This window comes from Listeria welshimeri serovar 6b str. SLCC5334 (genome assembly GCF_000060285.1).
GTDB lineage: Bacteria > Bacillota > Bacilli > Lactobacillales > Listeriaceae > Listeria > Listeria welshimeri.
Window position 1 is genome coordinate 847,775 of sequence record NC_008555.1, and the last position, 23,798, is coordinate 871,572.

At 35.3% G+C, this 23,798-nt stretch carries 19 protein-coding genes and 1 riboswitch; of the genes, 12 read left to right on the forward strand and 7 right to left on the reverse strand.

The window, feature by feature from the left end:
• The first annotated feature begins 200 nt into the window (after window positions 1-200).
• Window positions 201-3,854, forward strand: coding sequence for a pyruvate:ferredoxin (flavodoxin) oxidoreductase (gene nifJ, locus LWE_RS04175; protein ID WP_011701657.1), 3,654 nt, complete (start codon window positions 201-203; stop codon window positions 3,852-3,854).
• Window positions 3,855-4,100: 246 nt separating this feature from the next.
• Here nifJ and LWE_RS04180 read toward each other — a convergent pair whose 3' ends face one another.
• Together LWE_RS04180 and LWE_RS04185 are read right to left on the reverse strand one after the other, a co-directional pair.
• Window positions 4,101-6,062 (reverse strand): fructose-1,6-bisphosphatase, encoded by a 1,962-nt coding sequence (locus LWE_RS04180; protein ID WP_011701658.1) that lies wholly within the window; start codon window positions 6,060-6,062, stop codon window positions 4,101-4,103.
• Window positions 6,063-6,174: 112 nt separating this feature from the next.
• Window positions 6,175-7,086: an AEC family transporter gene (locus tag LWE_RS04185; RefSeq protein WP_011701659.1), complete on the reverse strand. Its 912-nt coding sequence runs from the start codon at window positions 7,084-7,086 to the stop codon at window positions 6,175-6,177.
• Between the two features lie 576 nt (window positions 7,087-7,662).
• Between LWE_RS04185 and LWE_RS04190 the strand changes: the two genes are divergently transcribed.
• The 7 genes from LWE_RS04190 to LWE_RS04220 all read left to right on the forward strand — a co-directional run bounded on the left by LWE_RS04190 (window position 7,663) and on the right by LWE_RS04220 (window position 12,357).
• Window positions 7,663-7,944 (forward strand): transposase, encoded by a 282-nt coding sequence (locus tag LWE_RS04190; RefSeq protein ID WP_011701660.1) that lies wholly within the window; start codon window positions 7,663-7,665, stop codon window positions 7,942-7,944.
• A 443-nt stretch (window positions 7,945-8,387) separates the two neighbouring features.
• A complete protein-coding gene (locus LWE_RS04195; RefSeq protein WP_011701661.1) occupies window positions 8,388-9,017 on the forward strand; it encodes a hypothetical protein in 630 nt (209 codons plus the stop codon).
• Between the two features lie 357 nt (window positions 9,018-9,374).
• On the forward strand, window positions 9,375-9,647 hold the full coding sequence (locus LWE_RS04200) for a DUF3130 family protein (protein WP_011701662.1): 273 nt from the start codon (window positions 9,375-9,377) through the stop codon (window positions 9,645-9,647).
• Window positions 9,648-9,659: 12 nt separating this feature from the next.
• Window positions 9,660-10,028 (forward strand): hypothetical protein, encoded by a 369-nt coding sequence (locus tag LWE_RS04205; RefSeq protein ID WP_011701663.1) that lies wholly within the window; start codon window positions 9,660-9,662, stop codon window positions 10,026-10,028.
• Complete coding sequence (locus LWE_RS04210; protein ID WP_011701664.1) at window positions 10,025-11,401, forward strand: T7SS effector LXG polymorphic toxin; 1,377 nt, start codon at window positions 10,025-10,027, stop codon at window positions 11,399-11,401. The genes LWE_RS04205 and LWE_RS04210 overlap by 4 nt, the downstream gene beginning before the upstream one ends.
• A 1-nt stretch (window position 11,402) precedes the next feature.
• Window positions 11,403-12,002, forward strand: a complete 600-nt coding sequence (locus tag LWE_RS04215; RefSeq protein ID WP_011701665.1) for a hypothetical protein — start codon at window positions 11,403-11,405, stop codon at window positions 12,000-12,002.
• A gap of 139 nt (window positions 12,003-12,141) precedes the next feature.
• Window positions 12,142-12,357: a hypothetical protein gene (locus LWE_RS04220; RefSeq protein WP_011701666.1), complete on the forward strand. Its 216-nt coding sequence runs from the start codon at window positions 12,142-12,144 to the stop codon at window positions 12,355-12,357.
• A gap of 242 nt (window positions 12,358-12,599) precedes the next feature.
• Here LWE_RS04220 and psiE read toward each other — a convergent pair whose 3' ends face one another.
• Entirely contained in the window at window positions 12,600-13,013 is a 414-nt protein-coding gene (psiE, locus tag LWE_RS04225; protein ID WP_003721401.1) for a phosphate-starvation-inducible protein PsiE, read from the reverse strand.
• A gap of 88 nt (window positions 13,014-13,101) precedes the next feature.
• Here psiE and LWE_RS04230 point away from each other — a divergent pair, with 88 nt between their 5' ends.
• Window positions 13,102-14,823, forward strand: coding sequence for an ABC transporter ATP-binding protein (locus tag LWE_RS04230; RefSeq protein ID WP_169846835.1), 1,722 nt, complete (start codon window positions 13,102-13,104; stop codon window positions 14,821-14,823).
• 31 nt (window positions 14,824-14,854) lie between these two features.
• On the opposite strand, the gene LWE_RS04235 is transcribed toward LWE_RS04230, so the two are convergent.
• Both LWE_RS04235 and LWE_RS04240 read right to left on the reverse strand, forming a co-directional pair.
• Window positions 14,855-16,075, reverse strand: a complete 1,221-nt coding sequence (locus tag LWE_RS04235) for an MFS transporter (RefSeq protein ID WP_011701668.1) — start codon at window positions 16,073-16,075, stop codon at window positions 14,855-14,857.
• 131 nt (window positions 16,076-16,206) lie between these two features.
• Complete coding sequence (locus LWE_RS04240; protein ID WP_011701669.1) at window positions 16,207-16,677, reverse strand: MarR family transcriptional regulator; 471 nt, start codon at window positions 16,675-16,677, stop codon at window positions 16,207-16,209.
• Between the two features lie 205 nt (window positions 16,678-16,882).
• Here LWE_RS04240 and LWE_RS04245 point away from each other — a divergent pair, with 205 nt between their 5' ends.
• The gene (locus LWE_RS04245; protein ID WP_011701670.1) at window positions 16,883-19,531 is read left to right on the forward strand and encodes a calcium-transporting ATPase; all 2,649 of its coding nucleotides are present in this window, start codon (window positions 16,883-16,885) and stop codon (window positions 19,529-19,531) included.
• A gap of 187 nt (window positions 19,532-19,718) precedes the next feature.
• On the opposite strand, the gene LWE_RS04250 is transcribed toward LWE_RS04245, so the two are convergent.
• A complete protein-coding gene (locus tag LWE_RS04250) occupies window positions 19,719-21,608 on the reverse strand; it encodes a hypothetical protein (protein WP_011701671.1) in 1,890 nt (629 codons plus the stop codon).
• A gap of 104 nt (window positions 21,609-21,712) precedes the next feature.
• Entirely contained in the window at window positions 21,713-21,970 is a 258-nt protein-coding gene (locus tag LWE_RS04255) for a DUF1294 domain-containing protein (RefSeq protein ID WP_011701672.1), read from the reverse strand.
• An 80-nt stretch (window positions 21,971-22,050) separates the two neighbouring features.
• On the opposite strand from LWE_RS04255, the gene LWE_RS04260 reads away from it, so the two are divergent.
• Both LWE_RS04260 and LWE_RS04265 read left to right on the forward strand, forming a co-directional pair.
• The gene (locus LWE_RS04260; protein WP_011701673.1) at window positions 22,051-22,428 is read left to right on the forward strand and encodes a RidA family protein; all 378 of its coding nucleotides are present in this window, start codon (window positions 22,051-22,053) and stop codon (window positions 22,426-22,428) included.
• Window positions 22,429-22,492: 64 nt separating this feature from the next.
• A riboswitch (SAM riboswitch) is annotated at window positions 22,493-22,589 on the forward strand.
• Window positions 22,590-22,683: 94 nt separating this feature from the next.
• Window positions 22,684-23,787 (forward strand): 5-methyltetrahydropteroyltriglutamate--homocysteine S-methyltransferase, encoded by a 1,104-nt coding sequence (locus LWE_RS04265; protein WP_011701674.1) that lies wholly within the window; start codon window positions 22,684-22,686, stop codon window positions 23,785-23,787.
• The last annotated feature ends 11 nt before the right edge of the window (window positions 23,788-23,798 follow it).

Here is a 23,798-nt window from a genome sequence, read left to right on the forward strand (position 1 = left end):
CAAATAATATTGCAGGATTAGCACTTAGACTGAATGAATAGAAATTATCCAAAAGAAACTAGCAGGAACAACGTAGCTAGTTTCTTTTTTTGTTAAAAATCTACACTTTTATTAGTCCTTGTGAAGCATTGAGTATAAGCGAATAGTGGTGTAGAATAAGAATGATTATAAAACTAGAATGACTGGAAGTGTTTAGTCTTATGCGAAATAGAAAAACGATGGATGGAAACACTGCCGCAGCCAATATTTCTTACGCATTTACAGAAGTTGCAGCAATCTATCCAATTACCCCTTCCTCCACTATGGCTGAACTCGTGGATGAATGGTCATCAAAAAACAAGAAAAATTTATTTAATGAACCCGTAAAAGTAGTGGAAATGCAATCAGAAGCAGGAGCAGCAGGGACAGTTCATGGATCACTTCAAGCAGGAGCCTTAACGAGCACATACACAGCGAGTCAAGGTTTACTTTTAATGATTCCGAATATGTACAAAATTGCTGGAGAATTATTGCCCACAGTTTTTCATGTATCTGCAAGAACAATTTCGGCGGCCTCGCTTAATATTTTCGGCGACCATAGTGATGTGATGGCAGCGCGTCAAACTGGATTTGCGATGCTCGCAGAAGGTTCTGTGCAAGAAGTAATGGACTTATCCGCCGTAGCTCATCTGGCATCGCTGAAAGGAAGCTTGCCATTTTTAAACTTTTTTGATGGATTCCGGACAAGTCACGAATTACAAAAAATCGAAGTGCTTGAATATGAGGAATTAGAAAGTTTGCTTGACAAAGAGGCCTTACAACAATTCAGAAATCGCGCAATGACGCCTAATAATCCGAAAACATTAGGCTCGAACCAGAACCCGGATATCTTTTTTCAACAAAGGGAAACAGTGAATCGTTATTACGAGGAAATTCCAAATATCGTTCAGAACTATATGCAAGAAATTAATCAGCTACGTGGCACAGATTATGACTTAGTAAATTATTATGGTGCGGAAGATGCAACAGATGTCGTTGTAGCGATGGGGTCTGTAACGCCGGTCATTGAGCAAGTTATTGATTATTTAACAACCCAAGGCAAGAAAGTTGGACTGCTCAATATTCGTTTATATCGTCCTTTCCCAGCTGACAACTTTTTAGCGAAACTTCCGAAAACAGTAGAACGTGTGGCTGTTTTAGACCGAACAAAAGAACCAGGTTCAGGTGGGGAGCCACTTTTACTCGATGTACAAAGTGTGCTTTATGATAGTGAGACGCGACCTCTCGTTATTGGCGGTAGATATGGCTTAGGTTCAAAAGATGTGACACCAGACCAGATTCTCGGTGTTTATTCGCACCTAATGACAGAAAAACCAAAACCTCGTTTCACCATTGGTATTACAGATGATATTACGAATCTCTCCATTGAAAATAGGGGACCAAGTGATTTAACGTCAGAAAAAACGTTCCAATGTAAATTCTGGGGCTTTGGCTCGGACGGTACGGTAGGCGCTAATAAAGCCGCCATTAAGATTATTGGTGATAATACAGATTTATATGCGCAAGGTTACTTTTCCTATGATTCGAAAAAATCGGGGGGACTAACCGTTTCGCATCTACGCTTTGGAGAAAAAAGAATTCGTTCTGCTTATTTAATCCAACAGGCGGATTTTGTTTCTTGCTCAACCTCGGCCTATTTACGTTCGTATGATTTATTAAAAGGCTTAAAACCGGGCGGAACATTTTTACTTAATACAATTTGGGAAGGCAAGCAGTTAGAACGCCATTTACCAGCAGCAATGCGTGCATATATTGCAAAAAACGATATTCAATTTTATACATTAAATGCGATGAAAATTGCTGGGGAAGCTGGACTGGGCAGAAGAATTAATACTGTCATGCAAACAGCCTTTTTCCAAGTGACTGATATCTTACCGTTTGAAAAAGCTCTCGCTGACTTAAAAGAATCGGCTATCGCGACTTACGGAAAAAAAGATATGGCCGTTGCGGAAAAAAATATCCTCGCGATGGATCAAACAGTCGCTCATTTGCATAAAGTAGAAGTGCCTGAAAGCTGGGCAAATCAAGAATTAAAAGTAGAAATAAATCCAACTACCGAAAAACCCGCTTACGTTAAAAATATCTTGGAACCTGTAAATCGGCTAGAAGGTGATAACTTAACCGTTGGAGATTTAATATCAAACGGAATGGTTAGTGGCGCTTATCCTCCAGGGACAGCAGCTTATGAAAAACGTGGAATTGCACTTGAAGTTCCTGAATGGATTTCTGAAAACTGTACGATGTGTAATGAATGTGCTTTTGTTTGTCCACATGCAGCTATTCGGCCGATTTTAACAAACGAAGAAGAGATGGAGTCTGCGCCAGAAGGCTTTATGACACGCGAAATGCGAGGAAAAGATGGCCTTCGTTACCGTATTCAAGTTTCACCAATGGACTGTACCGGCTGTAACTTATGTGCGGAAACTTGTCCTGCAAAAGAAAAAGCGCTTGTAATGAAACCTTTTGAAGAAGTTGCTGAAAAAGAAAATCCGAATTGGTCATTTGCCATTAATGTGAAACCAAAGAAAAATCCAACTAAAAAAAATACCGTTCCTGGTAGTCAATTCGAACAACCTTTACTTGAGTTCTCTGGGGCTTGTGCTGGCTGTGGCGAAACCCCTTATGTTAAATTATTAACGCAAATGTTTGGTGATCGGATGATGATTGCCAATGCAACTGGTTGTTCCTCGATTTGGGGCGCATCCGCACCAGCAACTCCGTATACTGTCAATGATAAAGGACATGGTCCGGCTTGGGGGAATTCACTTTTAGAAGATAACGCGGAATATGGTTACGGCATGTATTTAGCAAACCAAACCATGCGAAAAGCGCTAAACAATAAAGTCACAAAAGCACTAAAAGAAGAAACTATGTCATTAGCTTTACATGAGGCACTTGTCGACTGGCAAACACAAATGGATGTTTCAGAAGATACGCGCGGGCGAGCAGAAACCTTACAACTTGCGCTTCTTAGTGAGATGGAAGGAAATCCAACACTCGAATCCATTTATAATGACCGTGAATTGTTTATTAAACGTTCGCAGTGGATGCTTGGAGGCGATGGTTGGGCTTATGATATTGGCTTCGGAGGAATTGATCATGTGTTAGCATCAGGAGAAGATGTGAATATTTTTGTAATGGATAATGAAGTCTACTCAAACACAGGCGGCCAATCATCCAAAGCCACACCAACTGCTGCTATTGCTAAATTTGCTTCAGGCGGAAAATCTGTCGGTAAAAAAGATCTTGGCATAATGGCTATGAGTTACGGAAATATTTATGTGGCGCAAATCGCGATGGGTGCGAACAAACGCCAAACTTTAAAAGCAATTGAAGAAGCAGAAGCATATCCAGGGCCTTCTTTAATCATTGCCTATACTCCATGTATAAATCATGGAATTTCAAGTGGTATGAAAACAATGCTAAGTGAAACACAAAAAGCGGTGGAATGTGGCTACTGGAGCTTATATCGTTATAATCCAGCACTGGAAGAAAAAGGAAAAAATCCAATGATCATGGACTATAAAAAAGTTGATTTTGATCAATTTGAAGATTTCCTAAAACGGGAGACACGTTATTCCGCGCTATATAAAGCAAATCCAGAAGTAGCAACGAAACTATCTGAAAAAACTCGATTAGACGCTGAAAAACGTTTCAACCGTTATGCTACAATGGCAGGATTAGATTTAGAAAAAATAACGAAGAAAAAAGAAACCACAAAAGAAGACAAAATGGAAAAACCAGTGGATGACGAACGCGCGGCTAGAAAAGCTGCACGGGAAGCAAGAAGACTGGCACGAGAACAAAGTGAATAAAAAAGGGTCCAGAAAAATTTTCTGGACCTTTTTTTGCTTTTGATCTGTGGGAATCAGAAGCAAAGTGGGAATGAATAGATATTCTTTAAGGAACGCTATAAAGAAATAACTACTATTTAAATATAACTTTTTTTGATTAAATATGCACTAGTAAAATTGGTACATAAATATATAATTTGGCAAGTTTTGTTGCAGTGAAGCCAATTCACAAGTTGTGAAAGTTTTATGACAATTATTTCACCTTTTTTAGCGTCCTTCGTGAAGTAATCCATTACGATATGCAGAAAGTAATTTCTTTAAATCTTCGGCTTGTTCATTAAGCTTTTTGCCAATATCTGTGTCTCTCACACGCTTGCGATTGATTTCCATTTCAATAACTTGACGCGTAGAAAGGATATCTGTCTCGTTTTTTATCGCATCTTCTTTACTAGTAAATGGTTGGTGACTAACTAATTGAAGCCCGTAACTATTAAAAAGTAATGTATAACCAGCTAAATTAGTCTTTTTATGGTAAGCTTTTGCAAATCCACCATCAATTACAAGCATTTTTCCACTGGCTTTGATGGGACTTTCCCCTTTACCTTCTTTAACAGGTGTATGACCATTAATAATATGACCACAATCCCCATCAAGTCCGAACTCTTCCAAAATCTGCTTACAAACCTTTTCATCATTACGCAAATTGTAATATGGATTTTTTTCTTCCACATGAGTTTCTTTATCAGCAACAAAATAACGTTCAAAAGTAGTCATTTCACTTTTCCCAAATAAAGAGGAAACCGCCCCAGTCCAAAGATACCACACGATATCACAAGCATATTTTTTTTCTTTTGTGCCAGGTGGGCGGACATAAGCTTCTCGAGTAAGAATTTCAAATTGCTCTAAAAGTTCTTTTCCTGCAAACTTCTTACCACGCAACTTCATCTCCATAAAAGTCCCGTCTTCATGAAGTGGAATACAACCATGATAAAGTAAATTTCCATTATAAGTTAAAAACATGCTACCTTTTGCATATAAAAACTGAACATGTTTTTGCAATCTACGACAATTTTTAAAGGAAGCCATAATTTTTTCAATTAATTCTTGTTCCGCAGTTGTAAGTTTATAAGGATTTTCAGGATCAATAGTTGGGAAATGGCTATCTAATAAGTCGTAATCTTTTCCTTTTATGTGAATTGTTCCGTTAGTATAGTCAATAAAATCTAACAGGAGTCGGTGGTTCATATCAAACTCTTGGCGGCGATTAATAATTTCTCCTTCTAACTTAAATTGAATAATGGCTATTGCTTTATGCATTCGGGCGATTTGTGTGATTTCTGCCTTACTATAATCAATATTATCTTCATTTTTAGGTTGAAAATACGTACAAGGATCATTTTTATACATTTCATCCGCAAAAAGCGCAAGAGGACGAAGCGAAATACCATAACTATCTTCTAATATATCTAAATTCAAATAACGAGCAGAGATACGGATAACATTAGCCGCACAAACTCTTGAACCACTAGCAGCACCCATCCATAAAATATCATGATTACCCCACTGGAAATCAACGGAATGATAATGCATTAATGTATCCATAATTTTATCAGGATAAGGACCACGGTCGTATACATCACCAACAATATGTAAATGGTCAACTACCAATTGTTGAATAAGGCGAGCAAGAGCGCTAATAAATTCTTCGGCACGATCAAGGGAAATGATATGTTGTAAAATTTCTTCATAATACATTTTTTTGTCGTCTTCATTGTAGTTTTCTTGAAGTAATTCTTCTAATATGTAAGCAAAGTCTTCAGGCATGGCTTTTCTAACTTTAGAGCGAGTGTATTTAGAAGCAACATATTGGCAAAGTTCAATCAAACGAAATAGGGTTGTCCGGTACCATGCATGTATATCATCCATTTCGTCCGCAATTAAATCCATTTTTTCTTCAGGATAATAAATTAGCGTACTAAGGGAATTTATTTCTGCATCATCCAATTCTTCACCAAAAATATCACGAATTTTTCGCTTTATCACACCAGAACCATTACGTAAAACTTGCTCAAATGCACTATATTCCCCGTGTACATCACTTAAAAAATGCTCGGTTCCTTTGGGAAGATTCATGATAGCTTCTAAATTGATAATTTCTGTAGCTGTTTTTGCTATAGTAGGATATTCAGTTGCTAATAATTGTAAATATTTCATATCATTAGTTTCCAAAATATGCTGCCTCCTTTTTTAATTGGTATAGCTATTATATTTCTTAAATATTAGTAAGGCAAACGTTTTGTTTTTAAATTGGTCTATACAAAAAGACGGGTTGAACCCCGCCTTAAAACATAGGATGAAGAAAATATAACACAATTGGTAAAGTAATAATACTCAAAACAGTACTTATAAAAGTCGCACTAGAAACTAAATCTGGTTTTGTATCAAATTGAACTGCCATTAACGTTGTGTTAGCTGCTGTTGGCATTGCCGCAAGCAAAATCATAATTTGTTTGGTCATCTCATCTACTGGCAAAACCAAAGTTAAACCAAAAGCAATCATAGGAGCAATGAGTAATTTTAGAATTAAAGCAATCCCCACTTTTCCAAGCTCAATACGTCTAAAAGAAATAACAGCTAGCTGCATTCCTAGAACAATCATGATTGTAGGAATAGCTGCGTCTCCAACAAGTTTGACACATGTCATCAAAGCGGAAGGAAGAGAAATATGTAGTAATTGTAGCGCGAGTCCGAGTAAAGCCCCATATGCAATTGGCATTCGAATAACACGTTTCATCACTGTTTTCATACCATTTGCATCTTTACTACCTTTTGCTGCGAAATAAACCCCAATTGTACTCATAGCGAGTTGTTGCAACACCATCAGAACGACTGCAATATCAAGTCCAACAGCACCAAAAATAAGTAGTACAACCGGCGTGCCATAATTTCCGTTATTCATAAATGCACTTGCTAAAATAAGCGCACAACGGTCTTGCAAATTATATCCAAGCAAAAAACTAATAAAACTTACAATGATTATCAAACTCAAGCAAAGTGCAAAGATATAAATTGCCAAATAAAGATAATCAAGTGAGAGTGGATTCGTATAAAAAGTATTAAATGCTAAAAATGGAGACATAAGATATAATGTGAGCTTTGATAAATTAGGAATATCAAATTTCAAGGTCTTCTGTCCAATAAAACCAATTGCAAAAATCCCAAAAACGGGAAGTAAAATAAGTAAAAATTCCATTACAACACTCTTTTCTATGTATATTGTAGATTATTGTACCATAAAAAAGCAGCCACTAAACAAGATATAGATGCGTTTTTAGCGGCTGATTTTCAAGAAAAAACGCGTATTTTTTAAAATTGTTTGAAATAAGTGATAAATTGACACGAAATAGCCATTTTTTTACTTATAAAAAATAATTATACGATTTTTTTTGAGTAGTAAAACACCCCTTTTCGTGAGTATAATTTAAGTGTTATAACAGAAATATAGCACACTATAAAATTTGTTAAAGCGTTGTCTATGTTTACTAAAATAGAAGGAGTCATAAGATGAAAAACAAAAAATCATGTTTAACTAAAAGAAATTATTTGGAAATTAAGAGGATAAGGAAGTTTGTACGATTATATTTGTGCTAAACGGGATTTTTACTTAAAAATAAAAAATTAGATAATTTAGTAAAATACGGGATTAAACAATTAAAAACGTTCTAAAAATGACAAAATAGTTTGTTTGCAAGAAAAAATGCAGAAAACTTTGAGAGTGAAATTACATGAGAAATGACTATATATCTAAAAAATGAGAGAGGGACTATTCATGCCTAAAAAATTATATAATGAAAAATTCAAAAGAAGTCTCGTTTATTTATACCACCATGGAACTTCAAAGAATAAATTATGCACCGATTTTGGCGTTTCTATGGCATCACTTGCTAGATGGATCAAATCTTATAATACAGAAAATATTGACCTAAATGAAGCCTCTAGCATTTTACAAATGTATGAATTGAAAAAACAGAAAGCACTTCTGGAAGAGGAAATTTCCATATTATCAGAAGCCATCACCCTTTTTAACTTAGAAACAAGCGTCGAGAATTAAAAAATCCACCCATAATCATGATTATGGGTGGGTTTTTTTAATGACTTTAGTTGTAATTGAAAATATTGTAACATTAAATTTTGAGATAAAAGCGTTAAACAACTAAAGCGAATGTTGAAGATTGCACTAATTAACTTCTAAACATGAGTCTGCTTTTTAGACGAAAGATAATCAGGTTGAACATGGTTTAAAAGAGTCATCCAAATTCTAGATACACTTGATTACAAACCTTTTACGTTACTATATATCATATTACTTTAATTGTTTGTAGATAAAGAAAATATACAAATAGCTTGTAAGGATAAAGATACGCTCAAAAAAATAATAAAACATGTCTTTTTTTAATAATAGTGGCCATTGAATCGTTTATGCCATTAGACTATAATAATATTTGTAAACAAGAAGATAGTTTTAGCTATTTGACTTGTAAAGGAGCTAACAAGATGAATACAAATACTATAAAAGATTTAATAATTAGTATAGAACAAAGACCAAAAATGTTTCTCAGAAATAAAACAATAGACGCATTAAGTGATTTTTTAAATGGCTATTCGATGGGAAGTAGAGAAAAAATAATAAAAGGATATTCAATAGATTTCTGGTTTTTTCATGAGTATATAAAGGACTATTATAACTATAGTTCCTCTACCTCTGGATGGACTAATATGATACTTGAACATTGTTGTGATGATCAAGAAAAAGCCTTTCACGTTTTCTTTCAAAGATACCATGAGTTTATGGAAATCAGTGTAGAATCAGTCTTTAAAGCAAATTTGGATAAAAGTAATAGTGTATTTCATTTTGATATGGCAAAGGGAAAAAAACTTATAACAAATTTAGATTTACAACAGCTAGAACCAGTATACAAAAATCCAAAAAGCTATATAGTATTGCAACTATCTCTTGATAATGGTTTTATTTTGTTAATAGAATCAGATTATCTATTCTATCAAAAAAGAAAATTATTTAAAAATCTTTCAGAAATTAATCATGAAATTTTAAACTTATTTGGTACAGCGCAACAACTTAAGCCAATTTCAATAGAGGTGTTAAATAATATTGAAATTTGTTAGCTTATACAAAATAAATTTTTCGAAAAAGAAAAAAGGCCTACTGAACCCCATAAGTTAGACTAAAAAATCTAACTTTAGAGACATATTTTATTGGCTAAATGTGATGATGCATGTGAGAAACAAGTGATGGAACCTTAAATAGTTGGGGATTCCTAAGCTATCTCGCAGATACTAATACAAAACACTTTGACTTTCTCCGTCAAAGTGTTTTTTTGCGCAAAATAATCCATCAGAAGCCAACTTATTCACTTCATCCAGCTCATGAAGCCGATTTTTGTTCATAAAACGCTCACAAAAGGAGGGCGTTCCCGGTGTTATAATGAGAAAGAGAGCGAGAGACAGAAAGGGCGTACCCAAATGAGTGAAATTAAAGTGAAGGAAGAAACAGTAAAAAAATATTCCTCCGACATGAAAGAATCAGCAAAAGCAATGGACTATTTGCCTATGAAAGACGGGAATATGGCATTTAGTCGAGCGAACTCCATCAACCAATTGCGTACAGCGTTGTTTGACTTGGTAGAGGCGGTAGAAGCTTTTCAAGTGGTGGTGGAAACCGATGCGACACGGTTAAAAAACTTAGGCGAATCTTTTGCCATCAAAGACCGAGCACTCAGACGGATGATGGGTTAAGAGGGGACATACATGGATACCAACAGTCAGCCTATAGAACAACAACTACATACCTTAAAAAAGCAACAAAAAGAACTAGAAGAAGCGTTGTTACAACTAAAACGAGAACAAGATGAACAAGCATGGTTAGCCGAAGATTTTGCCCGTGTTTGCCTAGAAGAGCAGGAGTCCCTGGCACTTTTGCGCACAGTTTGGCAAGGGGAGGCTGCGCGCAGTTTTAGCTACTATTTGGAAGCGCTCCATGAAGAAGAAAAACAGCGATGGCGCAAAAAGATCCAAGAAAACCAAGCAGCATGCGAACAAAAGAGGCAGACCTATCAACAAAGCATCTATCAATTAGAAACGAAACAACGAGCTTTACATAAGGAGTGGGGACAGTGAGTCGCATTGACATCGGAGAAATAAGGACATTCGCGCTCCAATTAAAGGAAGCTAACCAACAAGGCAAAAGATGTATTAAAGCTATCCAAACCGTCGTGACCAACTATGCGGAAGAGGATAGCTTAAAAGGGAAAGCGATAGACGCATCTAAGAATTATTATCAAATGACCTATGTCCCCTTATGTAAGGCTATTTTGGAAGTAATGGAAGAGAGTCAAGAACGATTAAGGCAATACATGGACGATTTTCATGACCAAGTAGATAGTTCCCCCAACGCAAGAATCGATGAGGAAGGCTTATTCGAACTTGGCCAACAGATTGATCGTCTGGAAGCAAAAAAAGAAACGTTAGCCCAGCGAATGAACGTGGGAACGGAAGGGCAGATGCAAATTTATCGTTCTCAGTTAAGTAAAGCATATAAGAAGGAAAATATAGTAGAAAAGTATCTGGCTTTTGAACAAAGTCATACGGATTTTTTTGCGCATATAAGCGATTTAGTACAAAATATTCAGCAAACGATTCGAGAACTCCAGTCGAATATTCAGTTTAACCATCATACTGGCACCTACGATCTAACGAAACTGGATTTGGACACCGTAAGCCGTTTGCAACAAGCGTTAGGAAAAGAATCCAATGCCCAACCAAAAAAATTTCCTTTTAACGAATACCAAAAAACATATACGGGTACCACATGGATATTAACAAGAGGTGGTATAATAGACGTGGAAGCAACCACGGCCTACAACGAAGCCATCCTCCACGGCGAACTACCACCAGAATCAAATCAAGCCACAGAAGATGCCGAGCTATTAAAAGGAATAATCGCCTCCGTAAAAGCAGGAAAAGACCCATTAACCGGCCAAGAAATCAGTTTACTGCAAGGAATAAGTATCATAGCTGGCACCACCTTCATGTACACAGCTGGAGCGTACCATGGGAAAAGGATGGGGATTCCTAAGCTTAAAGGTTTGTTGAGGAGGAAAGCTGGTGGGGGTAATGTTCCGAAGAGCTCAAAAAATAGTGCCCAATATCTAAAATATAAAAATGAGTTAATGAAAGGTGATATACTCAAAAACTCAAAACCTATTATATCTGGTTCTGATTTAAAAGACTCTAAAGTAGTTTCTGAACTTACTAAGGATGGCAGCTCCATATCAGACTGGTCGAAAATGGAGTCAACTTATAGTTATGAAACGTCAATGGGAAAAGGGAAAATTCACTATTATCAGAATTTGAAAACTGGTGAAATTAATTTTTATGATGTGAAAATGAAAGTAAAAATTCCTAAAGACCTTAAAATTAGGAATGAACTTACTGATGATTTTTGGATTATAGACTTAGATAATAATTTTATACCAATGGGGGTTAGATAGTATGATTGTAAAAGTAATTTCTAACAAAGAAAATAGGGATATTACTATTAATAAACTTTATCCAGTTCTTATAAAAAAAGAAGATGAAATTAGAATAGTTGATGATTTTGGAGGATTGTCAATATATGAACTTAAAGATTTTCAGATTTACAAAGAAAATATTAATTCGTACATTAAAGAAATGAATTCATTAGTTTATGAGCTAATTGGTTATCCCGCTTTCTTAGAAAATTATTATAATGATGACAAAAAGGCTAGAAATGATTTAGATAAGAGCCGATCAAACATCTTCAAAGAGGATTTAAATGAAGATGAACTTATTGAACTTATTACATCAGAATATTATTCAAGTGATGAAAAAATTATATTTATTGAAGGGATAGAAAATAAAATAAATGACAAATCAACCAAAGTATTAGCTAAATATTTCGGAAATAATCAAAATATAGAACCAGAAATGTTGTTACCTATTTGTAGACTTTTATCCAAGTGTCAAAACCAAGAAGTTTATGATTTATTTTTAGATTTTATTAGCGATGATACAATTAATAATGATTCTATACAAAATACAATTATTGAGTATTTTAACAATTATAATTAAAAAAGGTTTTTTATTATCTGATTGCCGTCAAATAGTGGAACCTTGACTATTAAGAAGACCCAAAACAGTTTCTTTTAACGAATACCAAAAAACATACACGGGTACCACATGGATATTAACAAGAGGTGGTATAATAAGCGTGGAAGCGACAACGGCCTACAACGAAGCCATCCTCCACGGCGAACTACCACCAGAATCAAACCAAGCCATAGAAGATGTCGAGCTATTAAAAGGAATAATCGCCTCTGTTAAAGCAGGAAAAGACCCATTAACCGGCCAAGAAATCAGAAGCGCAAATAATTGTCCTTATCGTCGTATACTTTCCATTCTGACAGAGCATAAACTTATCAAATGAACAATACAAAGAAATGTTAACCAATTCAAACATATTTCAAACCACGTCAGGAAAAGCAAATTGTTTTGATAATTTCATTGGGTTATTAAATCAAGAAAAGTATTATGGTGTCATTTACACTAGTTACGAACCATTGAACCAAATAATAATTGAAACGAATGTCCGCATAAAAAATACCAACCAGAATTCTCTGATTGGTATTAGGTCTAACTTTTGGCTTTCACTACAAATTACTTGTTTTTTTATCCTTCACGTTTCAACATCTTCGTATTAGCTAAAAACAGGGCTGCAACTAGTAGTAAAATGGCTCCTGAAAGAATCAGCGTAGATGTGGCGCTAGAGTGATCGACAATAATAAATCGAATAATCGCTGTAATACCAATATAAATGAAATAACGCAGCGGAAAATGAAAATGGGACTCGAAATATTTGACGATGAGCGCAATAAATTCAAAATAAAGGAAAAACGTTAAAATATCTTGCGTCATATAATAATAAGATACATCTGTGTCTAAGAAGAATATATTATTAAATATCGTAAATGCCTCTCTAATTAAAAAAGCAACAAGAGTAAAACCGACCATAATAAGAGCCAGATTTAAAGTGATTCGCAGCAAGATGGGAACAATAGAAGAAATTTTTTCTAAGCGTTTCATCCGTTGCCTCCTTTCCAAAAACGATATCGCTTTTTTAGTCATTTTACACTATAATGAGAACCATGACTATTTTTAAGGGGGGATTGTTATTTTAAAACGCTTTTTTAGTTATTATAAACCGTATCGAACACTTTTTATTATTGACTTTGGTTGTGCCGTTTTAGCTGCTATTTTGGAGCTGGCTTTTCCAGTCGCTGTAAATCATGTGATTGATACATTACTTCCTGGAAAAGATTTCGGACTTATTATTACTGCTGCTTTAGCTTTGTTATTCTTTTACATACTTAACACTTTTATGCAGTACATTGTCACTTATTTTGGCCATATGCTTGGTCTTAACATAGAAACGGATATGCGCAGAGATTTATTCAGTCATTTGCAGAAACAACCATTTGGCTTTTATGACAATCAAAAAACAGGGAAATTGATGTCGCGAATGACGACCGATTTATTTGAAATTGGCGAAGTAGCACACCATGGCCCAGAAGATATTTTCATTTCGATTATGTCCCTTTTTGGTGCATTTTTCTTAATGTTAAATATTAATGTCAAACTAGCGATATCCACATTTATTTTAGTACCAATTTTGACCGTATTAATTGTGTACTTTAATAAGCGTATGACCAAAGTAACGACAGGGATTTTTAAAGACCTAGGAAATTTTAATGCTGGGGTGGAAAATGCTATCAGTGGCGTACGAGTTGTGCAAGCATTCGCTAACGAGCCACATGAAAAAGGCAGATTCGCGGTCCTTAATCAAGCTTACCGCAAATCGAAATTGATGTTTTACAAAGTAATGGGTCTAAGTTTTTCTTTTAACTACTTCTTAATGCGATTAATTAGTTTGTTTGCACTTTTATTTGGTGCTTACTTTACGATAAATGGAGAAATTTCTTACGGAGAATTTGTTGGTTTTATTTTGCTAACAAATGTTTTTATCCGACCAATTGAGAAAATTAATAATGTTATTGAAAGCTATCCAAAAGGTTTTGCAGGTTTTAAGCGTTTTTTAGAAGTAATGGATACAGAGCCAGCAATTCAAGATGAAAAAGATGCTAGACCAGCTGGAGAATTCCGTGGCGATATTGCGTATAAACAAGTTTCTTTTGAATACAGTGATGGGAAAAATGTCTTAAATCATATTAATCTCTCTATTAAAGCTGGAGAAACTGTCGCATTTGTAGGTCCGAGTGGCGCTGGAAAAACAACGATTTGTAATCTATTGCCACGTTTTTACGATGTAACTGACGGTGAAATAACAATTGATAACCAAAATATTAAAGATTTCACTTTACCATCTTTACGCGCACAAATCGGCGTAGTCCAACAAGATGTCTTTTTATTTTCGGGCACTGTTAGAGAAAATATTGCTTACGGAAAATTAGACGCAAGTGATGAAGAAATTGAGCATGTCGTAAAACTCGCGCATCTTTCAAAAGTAGTAGAAGAAATGCCAGATGGGCTTGATACCATTATTGGCGAGCGCGGTGTAAAACTTTCCGGTGGACAAAAACAACGTCTAGCCATCGCGCGAATGTTTTTGAAGAATCCTCCAATTTTAATTTTAGATGAAGCAACGTCGGCACTTGATACGGAAACAGAACAAGTGATTCAAGCCTCGCTAGAAGAATTAGCGGAAGGAAGAACCACTCTGATCATCGCTCACAGACTTGCTACTATAAAACACGCCGATCGAATCATTGTTGTAAATGAAACTGGCATTGCTGAAACAGGAACGCACGATGAACTTTTAACAAAAGAAAATGGCGCATATAAGCGTTTATATGATGCTCAATTTAATACTATTTAATAAAAAAGGGGTTCCAATGTGGAATCCTTTTTTACTTGGCTAGACGTGTTCTTTTAGAAAGAATGAAAACAGCTGCAATTATTAATATGATGCCCATAACGGCAGGAGCTGCATGACCTAGCGTAATATAGATTTGTCCTCCGATAATTGGACCAATGATACGTGCTAAAGATTGAATCGCTTGGCTGCCACCTTGAATCCTGCCTTGTTCGCTTGCACTCGCTGATTTTGAAACCATTCCATTAAAAGAAGGACCAAAAATCGAATCACCGAAACCGAAAATAAACATTCCGATAATAAGTAATGGAGCGAATGCGAAAATGGAAGAGGCGGCTATCAATGTGTAACCGATAATCTCTGCAATCATTCCGAAAATAGCAATTTGCTTATCCGTTAATTTGAGTAATAGTTTAGGCATAATGAATGCTTGAGAAAGAATATCTTGAATACCCATAATTGAAAACATCATCCCTATTAGAACTGGTTTCCAGCTAAAACTATCAATCGCGAATTGGGACATAACCGCCTGTAATGAGCCATTTGGGACCCAAATAAAGAAGCCGGAAATAAGTAAGCGACCTAAATTTTTTATGGTCAAAATATTTAACAACTGCGAAAAAGGATTGAGTCGCATAAGCGGAATACTTTTTAGACGATGTTCTTTTTTTAAACTTTCAGGCATATAAAAGTAGCCAAACAAAAAGTTAAGCAAAGTGATGGCTGCCCCGAAGAAGAAAGGCATAGCATAACCAAAATGAGCAATGAATCCACCAAATGCTGGTCCAAGTGCAGCGCCCGCTCCAGCAGCAGCACTAACCCAACCAAAGTATTTTGTACGATTCTCTTGTGGTGTAATATCAGCAAAAAAAGCAAATAATGTACTAATACTACCACCAGTAATCCCTTCTATGATTCGACCAAGAAAGAGCACCCAAAGCGCTCCGCCAAGCCCAAAAATAAAGTAACCAATTGCAGAACCAATAAAACAAAGCAGTAGCACTGGGCGTCTACCAAACCGATCACTCAAAGCTCCAAGTCCAGGTGCTGCGAAGAATACACATAGAGCATAAACCGAGGTTAAAAGTGTTACCATCAAGGCTTGCTCACTGGAATTATTTACATAAGGTGCGACTAAAAAAGGGACAACAGGCATAATAATACTAAAGCCCATTCCACAAAGGAAAACAGCGATAAGACCGAATAATAAAGTTTTTATATCTATTAAAGATGATGTAGTTTTGGATGAAAACATGTGATTCTCCTATCGAATATATAATTTGTGTCCTAGGAAACATAAATAGCTTATCTCATTTTTGTTTCCTTGTCAACAAAAATAAAATGACAAAAAAACAACCTGACTAAAAAGTGAGGTTGTTCGTACTTTTATTCAGATTTTGCATTTAAAACTTTCTTCATCTCAGCATCTAAATGTTGACTATATTTCTCCACAAATTTTAATACTTCCGCATATTGTTCATCCGACACATCGTCAAAAACCACTTTATCACGATCGAGAAATTCTTGGTGAAGACTTTCATGAATGTGATTAATTTCTGCTCCTTTATGCGTTAAACGAAAATAAATTTCTTTCTTATTTTCAGGCTTTTGATAGCTTTCAATATATCCTTTATCAATTAGTTTTTTAGTGATTTTACTAATCGCGCTCTTAGTCATATAAAAAGCTTCTGCAAGTTTAGTTACATTAGGATCTTCGCTTTTGGCAATATATTCAATGCAGTGGACTTCAGATGGTTTGTATCCTTCCAGCGCTTTTTCCATTTTTACTTTATTAATCCAAGCAAGTTTATTAAATAAATCTCTGACGTTTGCCATGACTTGTTCTTTTTTATCCATGCCATGTCCTCCTAATCAATCTATCTGGTTGTAGTATAGTCGTTTTTTGTGTCCGTTTCAACTATTTAATGCCTTTATTGGCTAAAATAGTCTGTTGTAAGCGCTGTTTGTTAAGAGTGTGTAAATTATCAGTGTTATCAATATTATTTCCTCGTAAAGATTTGTTATACTTAACACATAAACTGATTGGAAGGGGCTGAATTGATTGGAGATATACCGCAAAAGCGCGGCAGAAACATTTGAACAGCTAGAAGCAACAGAAAAAGGCTTAACAACTAGTGAGGTAACAAAACGACAAGAAAAATACGGTTTTAACGAACTGAAGAATAAAAAGAAAGATCCCATTTGGAAGCTTTTTCTCGAAACGTTTAAAGATCCAATGGTTATTGTTTTAGTTATTGCAGCATTGGTGCAGTTAGTTTTAGGCGAAGTAGTGGAATCGCTTATTATCTTTTTAGTACTTATTGTGAACTCCATTATTAGTGTAGTTCAGACGAGAAAAGCGGAAAGTTCGCTTGACGCTTTACGGGAAATGTCAGCACCTGTGGCCAAAGTTATTCGTGATGGCTCTAAGCAAAGTATTCATGCGCGTGAACTTGTCCCCGGTGACATTGTTATTTTAGATGCAGGTGATTTTGTCCCAGCAGACGGTCGTTTATTCGAAAGTGGCTCATTAAAAATCGACGAAGGTATGCTCACTGGGGAATCGGAGGCTGTCGAAAAATATATTGATACTATTTCAGATGAAGTGGGGCTCGGCGACCGTGTGAATATGGTGTTTAGTGGATCGCTCGTTGTATATGGTCGCGGGATGTTTGTTGTAACAGGCACGGCGAGTGAAACCGAAATTGGTAAAATTGCTGGTCTACTCGAAACCGCAGAAGCGAAACAAACACCACTCCAACGGAAACTAGAATCATTTAGTAAAAAGCTAGGAATAGGTATTTTAGCGCTCTGTGTACTTATTTTTGCAGTAGAGGCTGGTCGTGTATTACTTGGCGATAGTTCAGCAGATATGGCTACAGCGATTTTAAATGCGTTTATGTTTGCAGTGGCAGTAGCTGTAGCAGCAATTCCAGAAGCGCTTTCCTCTATCGTCACAATTGTATTGGCAGTTGGAACAAACAAAATGGCGAAACAACATGCGATTATAAGAAAGCTTCCCGCAGTGGAAACCCTAGGCTCGACAAGTGTAATTTGTACAGATAAAACCGGTACATTAACGCAAAACAAAATGACTGTTGTTGATTACTTTTTACCAGATGGAACAAAAGAAACTTTCCCAGATAGTCCAGAGAACTGGTCAGAAGGTGAGCGTCGTTTGATTCATATTGCGGTGCTTTGTAATGATTCAAATATTAATAGTGAAGGTAAAGAACTAGGCGACCCAACCGAAGTAGCACTAATTGCCTTTAGTAATAAAAATAATCAAGATTACAATGAAATTCGTGAAAAATTCATCCGTGAAGGCGAAATTCCGTTTGATTCTGATAGGAAACTAATGTCAACACTCCACACATTTGGCGAAAATAAAGCAATGCTCACAAAAGGTGGACCAGATGTGATGTTCGCTCGATGTAGTTATGTGTTCCTTGACGGAGAAGAAAAACCAATGACAGATGAACTTTTAACAAAACTAAAAGAAATAAATGAAGAATTCTCGAATCAAGCGCTCCGGGTCCTTGCTTATGGCTATAAACGAATGTCAGCTGATACAACTGAATTAAGGTTAGAAGATGAGCAAGATATCGTTCTTGTTGGCTTAACAGCAATGATTGATCCACCACGTGAGGCAGTTTATGCTTCCATTGAGGAATCTAAAAAAGCAGGAATTCGGACAGTCATGATTACCGGAGATCATAAAACCACTGCACAAGCTATTGGGCGTGATATTGGCTTAATGGATGCAGATGATATTGCTCTAACCGGACAAGAGTTAGACGCGATGCCAGAAGAAGAGCTCGACAAAAAATTAGAGCATATTGCTGTCTACGCTCGAGTTTCACCAGAAAATAAAATTCGAATTGTCAAAGCTTGGCAGAAAAAAGGCAAGATTACGGCAATGACTGGAGATGGTGTGAATGATGCTCCAGCTTTGAAACAAGCCGATATTGGTGTCGCGATGGGTAGCGGAACAGATGTTGCGAAAGACTCGGCGGCAATGATTTTAACGGATGACAATTTTGTATCCATTGTAGATGCAGTCGGTGTTGGTCGTACCGTTTTTGACAACATTAAAAAATCGATTGCTTATCTTTTTGCCGGTAATCTTGGTGCGATTATTGCGATTTTATTTGCACTCGTATTTGACTGGATTAACCCGTTCACAGCATTGCAATTGCTATTTATCAATTTAGTTAACGATTCCTTGCCAGCAATTGCCCTCGGTATGGAAAAAGCGGAACCTGATGTCATGAAACGTAAACCGAGAGATATTAATGAAGGTATCTTTGCCGGTGGAACGATGCGTGCGGTCATTAGTCGTGGGGTGTTAATCGGTGTTGCGGTTATTATTTCGCAGTACATTGGTATGCAAATTTCACCAGAAATGAGCGTAGCAATGGCCTTTACAACACTGATACTAGCTCGTACACTACAAACATTTGCTGCTCGTTCAAATGTTCAAACCGCATTTGGTGCAGGATTTTTCAGCAACAAATATGTTATCGGTGCAGTATTACTGTGTTTCGTATTATATGGAATAACAGTTTTACCTGGAGCGCGCGAAATCTTCTCCATACCAGCAACATTCGGTCTACATGAATGGTCGATTGCAGCCGGACTAGCCCTTGCAGCAGTTGTGATGATGGAAATTATCAAAGTGATTCAGAATAAATTTTTTAAAGAAGCGTAAGAAAATAGAAATCCCTTTTTAAAAAGGGATTTCTGTTTTTTGTGGAAATGAATATATACTTTATGAGGAAATTACAAAGATTATATATATCAATCTTCTTATATTTTTGTTTGATACATCAAGTAAGTGGCAGAAAAAATCAAGTTTATCAAGAAGTATTGAAGCTACTCTATAAAATTTGAAAAAATTATAAATAACTATCTTTTATTTTTTTTAGTATTTCATCATCTGATATGGAGTTCTCTAAATATTGGTGAGACGGTGCTTTAATGTAGTAGCAAGTATATTTTAAGTTTAGTTGCTTTGTTAAATCGACTGTTCTAAAACCAATTCGTTTTTCTAACCTATAATTTAATTTTCTATTTGAAATCATAGATAGGAGTTGATGAGATGAAATAGGTCCGGTATATAAATCAGAATCAATATTAATACTAATAATTTTCTTAGTATTAGGATTCAAATAGTTATAAGCAGATGATTTTCGATGCATATAAAGATAATAATTTATTTCATTTGTTATATATATACCATCTAATAAATGCATAGGCTGATATACATTGGAAACTAAAATTTTATAAACTCTATTGAAGGTATCAATGTTCAATTTGTCTAAAATTTTTTTCTTTTCCTTTTCACTATTCAAAAAGTATTCGACATTTCGGTTGAATTTCTTAACGTACATACTTAACTCTTCTTGATTTCTGTAAAAATTTCTATGTGACTCAGGTTGTTTTTGGGTCTTTGATTCAATGAAAAATAAATCTTTATCTAATTGAAAGATTAAATCAATCTCATAGGAATCACCATTTACAGTCCGTCTTAGATTTGGAATTATAGTATTTATATTTTTTCTTGTGAGCGATTTAATGTGCTCTTCAAAATTTGTTCCTTTTTGATTAATATTAGTAGTTTTTTTATCTTCTTCTATTCCAAATTGAGACATAAGAGACTGTGAAATGTCAATAAAAAGTGTCATACTTGGAATACATACGAGTTCACTAGAAAATGATATTAAAGGTGATGTATACAAATCTTTAGCTTTTTGATTAAATGTCATGTGTTTTAAAAGAGAATTAATATGCATTGCTGAAACACCGCCATTCAAAAAAATTGTGTACCACACTTCCATACTATGATGTATTATACTTTCTTTAAAATGGAGGTTTTGTATAAGTTTGAAAGAGTATTCATATAAACACCAATAGGAATTAATCCAATCTATTAATGGAATGTCTTTGTACTTTTGAGAAAAATCTTTAGTGTAAAAGTACTCTTCAACCTTATCTACTAAATCTTTTCTTTTTAAAGTTAGAACTAAGTCTGCACTTTCTGTAAACGAGAAGAAGGTAGACATAGCATCTTTTGCCTGTTTTAAATCTAAAAAAGGGATTTGACACATTAATTTATTTTTCCCAAAATCACCAATTTCATTAATTTGAAGCATGTTACTATTTTCATTTTTAGTAAATTCAATATCACTGTACATCCAAGTTTCTATAATATTATTAATTGAACGTAACTCTGCTGCAAGAGCTATATGTTCACTAATTAAATGCTTGCCTTTGTAATCTATTTCATTTGTTATAATAAAAGGAATTTTCCTTCGAATCATATCTTTTAAAATCATTCCAAAAGACATAATTATACTCTCATTCATATCAGAAAAGTCACTAGCATTTGATCTCTTTTGCAAATTAGGGTTCATTCTTTCAATGAAATAAGTATTTATATACTGAGTCAAGTAGAATGGTTGTTTTTGTTTAGGTAATATAGAATAAGTTGATTCCACTTTTTTCAAAACGTTATCTTTCAAGCTTTTTAAGATAGATATTTCTTGAAAGAAAAAATTAACTTCCTCAGGAAAGAGTGGATATATTTCTTGAATTATAAAATCAGTTACTTTTTTCATTTGTAATTTATCAGTAAATTTAAAATCATAAGAAATATACATCCCAGAAATTTTTAATGTGCGAAACAATTTTTCAAAATCTTTCAGGCTTAAAAGATTGTCTAGATAAATTAATAAATTTTCATTGTTTTTTTCGTTTTCAATTTTATGCATATCCCAAAAATCCATATTGTTTCCTCTTTTCTTAAGTGAAATTGTGAGCATGTATTTTATAATTACATTTTTATAGCATGTATTAAATATAGAAACTTCAAAATATTAGTCTCTTAGATTTAATACAACCACCAAATCAAAACCCCGACAGTCCACACCATCGCGAGTGGCACTAAAATTCGGAACTTTGTTTTTTGAGTTTTATGGTGAAAAAGTTGCATCGACATCCAACTGCCGAATGCACCACCGAGAAATGCCGTAAAAAGAAGTACAGATTCCGGAATACGGTAGGCGTGTTTTATTGCTTTTCGTTTATCAATAGCGAATAATAGGAACGAAATAAGTGTGATCGCGATTAAATAAATAGTTAAAACCATCAGTAAAACCCCCTTTAAATTGCTAAAACAAACTTAATTGATTAGAATAAAAGCATACCACAAAAGAAAGTAGGGATAAAATGGCAAAAGAAATTATTCAAACCTCGTCAGCACCAAAAGCTCTTGGACCATACTCGCAAGCTGTCAAAGTAAATGGGTTTATCTTTACATCCGGTCAACTCGGAATTGACCCAGCAACTGGAGAATTAGCAAATGGCGCGACAAAACAAGCAGAGCAAGCTTTTAAAAATCTAGCAGCAGTTTTAGAAGAAGCTGGTTCTGGATTAGACAAAATTGTCAAAGCAACAGTTTTTTTCAAAGATTTAAATGAATTTACGACTGTTAATGAAGTATACGCTACATTCTTTTCCAGTGATTTCCCAGCAAGAAGTGCTTTCCAAGTAGCTAAGTTACCACTTGATGCTGAAATTGAAATCGAAGTTATCGCAGAAGCATAAATATTCAGAAATAAATTTGACAATGACAAGAAATAAACGATATAATAAGAATCAATTACATAGCATCTTATCAAGAAAGGTGGAGGGTTCTGGCCCGATGAAGCCTTGGCAACCGGATTTTCACGGTGCCAAATCCAGCAGTTAACACTGACAGATAAGGCACGCGAATCAGGTAAATAACTCTTTCCCTTAAAAGCTGTCTTTTAAGGGAAAGTTTTTTTATACATAAAAATAACTAGAAATGAGGCGAAGAAAATGAATCAAGTAGCACCATTTTATGCAGATCATGTTGGAAGTATTTTACGAACAAAAGCAATTAAAGATGCACGGGAGAAATTCCAAACGGGCGAGATAACGGCCAGAGAGTTACGTGAAGTTGAAAATGCGGAAATTAAGTATATTGTCGAAAAACAAAAAGAAGTTGGTTTAAAAGCGATTACAGATGGAGAATTTCGTCGTGCTTGGTGGCATTTTGATTTCTTAGAGAATTTGGATGGAGTAGAAGGCTATGATGCAGCGGGAGGAATCCAATTTAGCAAAGTACAAACAAAATCTCATTCTGTAAAAATTACTGGTCCAATCGATTTTACAACACATCCATTTATTGAAGATTTTATTTTCTTAAAAGAAGCTGTGGGGGAAAACCATGTGGCGAAACAAACCATTCCTAGTCCAGCGATGCTTCATTATCGCGGAGACATGGAGTATCAGCCATATATTGATGACGCTGATAAATTTGTGACTGATTTGGCAGCGGCTTACCAAAAAGCAATTCAGGCGTTTTATGACGCGGGATGTCGTTATTTACAATTAGATGATACATCGTGGAGTTATTTATGCTCAGATGAACAGCGCGAAGTCGTGCGTAAAAGAGGATTTAACCCAGATACATTACAAGAAACATATAAAACACTTATTAATGAGTCGATCAAATATAAACCAGCTGATATGGTCATTACGATGCACATTTGTCGAGGGAATTTCCGCTCTACTTGGATTGCGGAAGGTGGATATGGCCCAGTTGCAGAAACATTATTTGGTAAATTAAATATTGACGGTTTCTTTTTAGAATATGATAATGAACGTTCGGGAGATTTTGCCCCATTAAAATATGTTACACGCCCAGACTTGAAAATTGTTTTAGGCTTAATTACATCCAAGACAGGTGAATTAGAAAACGAAACAGAAATTAAAGCGCGTATTGAAGAAGCCAGTGAAATAGTTCCTCTCAATCAATTATGCTTAAGCCCGCAATGTGGATTCGCCTCCACTGAAGAAGGGAATATCTTAACCGAAGAAGAACAATGGAATAAATTACGTTATGTTGTCCAAATTGCTGAAAAGGTTTGGGGGAAATAAGGAATAAGAAG

Excerpts from the sequence above, each read along its gene's own strand:
- nifJ (WP_011701657.1), top strand. The coding sequence starts at position 201 with ATGCGAAATAGAAAAACGATGGATGGAAACACTGCCGCAGCCAATATT.
- LWE_RS04205 (WP_011701663.1), top strand. The coding sequence starts at position 9,660 with ATGGATACCAACAGTCAGCCTATAGAACAACAACTACATACCTTAAAA.
- LWE_RS04200 (WP_011701662.1), top strand. The coding sequence starts at position 9,375 with ATGAGTGAAATTAAAGTGAAGGAAGAAACAGTAAAAAAATATTCCTCC.
- LWE_RS04250 (WP_011701671.1), bottom strand. The coding sequence starts at position 21,608 with ATGGATTTTTGGGATATGCATAAAATTGAAAACGAAAAAAACAATGAA.
- LWE_RS04215 (WP_011701665.1), top strand. The coding sequence starts at position 11,403 with ATGATTGTAAAAGTAATTTCTAACAAAGAAAATAGGGATATTACTATT.
- LWE_RS04235 (WP_011701668.1), bottom strand. The coding sequence starts at position 16,075 with ATGTTTTCATCCAAAACTACATCATCTTTAATAGATATAAAAACTTTA.
- LWE_RS04260 (WP_011701673.1), top strand. The coding sequence starts at position 22,051 with ATGGCAAAAGAAATTATTCAAACCTCGTCAGCACCAAAAGCTCTTGGA.
- LWE_RS04185 (WP_011701659.1), bottom strand. The coding sequence starts at position 7,086 with ATGGAATTTTTACTTATTTTACTTCCCGTTTTTGGGATTTTTGCAATT.
- LWE_RS04255 (WP_011701672.1), bottom strand. The coding sequence starts at position 21,970 with ATGGTTTTAACTATTTATTTAATCGCGATCACACTTATTTCGTTCCTA.
- LWE_RS04190 (WP_011701660.1), top strand. The coding sequence starts at position 7,663 with ATGCCTAAAAAATTATATAATGAAAAATTCAAAAGAAGTCTCGTTTAT.
- psiE (WP_003721401.1), bottom strand. The coding sequence starts at position 13,013 with ATGAAACGCTTAGAAAAAATTTCTTCTATTGTTCCCATCTTGCTGCGA.
- LWE_RS04195 (WP_011701661.1), top strand. The coding sequence starts at position 8,388 with ATGAATACAAATACTATAAAAGATTTAATAATTAGTATAGAACAAAGA.
- LWE_RS04265 (WP_011701674.1), top strand. The coding sequence starts at position 22,684 with ATGAATCAAGTAGCACCATTTTATGCAGATCATGTTGGAAGTATTTTA.
- LWE_RS04240 (WP_011701669.1), bottom strand. The coding sequence starts at position 16,677 with ATGGATAAAAAAGAACAAGTCATGGCAAACGTCAGAGATTTATTTAAT.